The sequence below is a fragment of the Congregibacter sp. genome (genome assembly GCF_965660375.1).
Lineage (GTDB): Bacteria > Pseudomonadota > Gammaproteobacteria > Pseudomonadales > Halieaceae > Congregibacter.
Genome location: NZ_CBFHZO010000092.1, coordinates 1 through 2,568 on the forward strand (window position 1 = coordinate 1; position 2,568 = coordinate 2,568).

The 2,568-nt window shown below is 59.7% G+C and carries 3 protein-coding genes; all 3 read left to right on the forward strand.

Annotation, left to right across the window (positions count from 1 at the left end; translation table 11 throughout):
* Positions 1–175: 175 nt before the first annotated feature.
* Positions 176–553, forward strand: a complete 378-nt coding sequence (gene crcB / locus ACTG3T_RS08875) for a fluoride efflux transporter CrcB (protein ID WP_439101910.1) — start codon at positions 176–178, stop codon at positions 551–553.
* Positions 554–581: 28 nt separating this feature from the next.
* Positions 582–1,883 carry a serine--tRNA ligase gene (gene serS, locus ACTG3T_RS08880; RefSeq protein WP_439101911.1) on the forward strand — a complete coding sequence of 434 codons (1,302 nt, stop codon included), beginning with the start codon at positions 582–584 and terminating at the stop codon, positions 1,881–1,883.
* Positions 1,884–1,889: 6 nt separating this feature from the next.
* A partial coding sequence (locus ACTG3T_RS08885; protein WP_439101912.1) for a precorrin-2 dehydrogenase/sirohydrochlorin ferrochelatase family protein occupies positions 1,890–2,568 on the forward strand: 679 nt, incomplete at its 3' end.

The following is a 2,568-nucleotide window of genomic DNA, read 5'->3' on the forward strand; positions in this document are numbered from 1 at the left end:
GACAGGGGCCTGGAAGGACGTATCAAAGGGCGCCTCCATGATCTGCGTATAAGAGATCGTCTGGCCAGCCGTCGGCGTTATCCCTAGGGACTGCGTTTGGCGCCGGCGCTTAACGGAACCCCCCAAACCCTTTACAATCCGCGCTTTTCCGCGGGCAACAACAATAGCGACGACAATGCAGCAGCTGTTTTTTATAGCGCTTGGTGGCGCCTGCGGTGCCCTGGCTCGCTACGGGCTGTCAGTTCACGTGCACAGACTGTGGAGTCACGCCTGGCCCTTGGGCACGCTGCTGATTAATGTGGGTGGTTCTCTGTGTATCGGTGTGGTTTTTGTGCTCCTCGAACGCGCGGCATTGCACCCCGACTGGCGCAGCGTTCTGATGGTGGGTTTTCTGGGCGCGTTCACCACGTTTTCCACCTTCTCGCTGGAAACGGTAGAGCTTTGGCTTCAGGGACAGCCTGCTATGGCAGCGGGCTACGCGTTGACCAGCGTGGCGTCTTGCATCGCGGCAGCCGCCCTGGGGATTTATTTTACCCGCAGCTTGCTCGGATGAGTTGCATACACAGGATCTAGGCAGAACCATGCTTGATATCAAAGAAATCAGAAAAGACCCCGAGCGGGTTGCTACCGCATTACGCAAGCGAGGCTTCGTTTTCGACAATGCGGCCTTTGAGGCGCTGGATGCCCGCCGTAAAAACGCAGATGTTACGAGCCAGCAGCTGCAGGCGGAGCGCAAAAGCGCCAGCAAGAAAATAGGCCAGCTGGTGGGCAGCGGCATGAGCGTGGATGAAGCCAAGGCTTCCGTCGACGAAACACTCAAGGGAATCGCTGCTCAGTTGAATCAGGCTGAGGCGGAAGCGCGGACCGTGCAGTCCGAGATAGAGACCTTTCTTCACAGCGTACCGAATCTGCCCGACGCCGACGTCCCTGCCGGCACAGATGAAGCGGACAACGCTGTCGTAAATCAGTGGGGCGACCTTCCGAGTTTTGACTTTGCGGTGAAGGATCACGTCGATCTTGGTGAGGCCCTGGGCGGTCTGGACAGCGAGATGGGCGGCAAGATCACCGGCTCGCGGTTTACCGTTATGAGCGGCCCTCTGGCACAGCTGCACCGAGCACTGATTCAATTCATGCTGGATTTACACACCCGCGAGTACCAGTGCACGGAGCTGAACGTTCCCTATATTGTGAACAGCGATTCGCTGCGCGGGACCGGGCAGCTTCCCAAATTTGCCGAGGACCTGTTTCGTCTAGAGGGTGATCAGGGCTATTACCTGATTCCCACAGCTGAGGTCCCCGTTACCAACATTGCCAGGGATCGCATCTTTGAAGACGCAGAGCTTGGCGGGGCGGGGGTTCGTTTTGCCTGTCACAGCCCCTGTTTTCGCAGTGAAGCGGGGAGCTATGGTCGCGATACCCGGGGCATGATCCGCCAGCATCAGTTTGAGAAAGTTGAGCTGGTATATCTCACCCGACCGGCACAATCCGAAGAGGCTCTGGAGGAACTCACTGCCCAGGCAGAAGCTGTGCTGCAGCGCCTGGAGCTTCCCTATCGGAAAGTGCTGCTCTGCGGCGGCGATATGGGTTTCTCCGCGCGCAAAACCTATGACCTGGAGGTCTGGCTCCCGGGGCAGGAGAAATACCGGGAAATTTCCTCCTGCAGTCTCTTTGGCGACTATCAGGCCCGACGCATGCAGGCGCGGTGGAGAAACCCGGAAACAGGCAAGCCGGAGTTGCTCCACACCCTGAACGGTTCCGCCCTGGCGGTGGGAAGAACCCTCGTCGCCGTGATGGAGAACTATCAGCGCGAAGACGGCAGCATTGCCATTCCTGAGGCGCTGCAGTCCTACATGGGTGGGCAGACGGAAATCGCGAGCGCCTGAACCCCTATGGATTTCCTCCCCATCAACCTGCGCCTGCGGGATCAACCCGTGGTGCTGGTGGGGGCAGGGGTCGTGGCGGCTCGTAAGGCACGCTTTCTGCTCGGCGCCGGCGCGCAGCTGACGGTCATTGCGCCAGAGCAGGATTCGCAGTTTAAAGCTCTTGCTGAAGAACAGAGTCTCACCTGGCATGCCCGGGAGTATGTTGAAGGGGATCTGGCCACCGCCATCATGGTGATTGCTGCCACCCCTGATCGACAAGTGAACGAGGCGGTGCACCGCGAGGCGACGATCCGGGGCATACCGGTCAATGTGGTGGATTCACCGGGTCTCTGCAGCTTTATTTTTCCCGCCATCGTTGACCGGTCACCGCTGACGGTCGCTATCAGTAGCAGTGGCGCCAGTCCGGTGCTGGCCCGCTCGGTGCGCAGCCGTATCGAGGCCATGCTTCCGGCAGCTACTGCGGACATCGCCCGTTTTGCAAAGCTTCACCGCGATCGTATCCGTGAAACCGGCGACAGTGAAAACGATCGCCGGCGGATCTGGGAGCAGATTATCAACGGCCGCATAGCCCAGCTGATTCTGAGCAACCGTTGGCAGGCTGCCGAGCAGGCCCTGGCGGAGCTCCTCGACAACCATCAGGCACCCACCGTGGGCGAGGTCTATCTCATTGGTGCCGGCCCGGGCG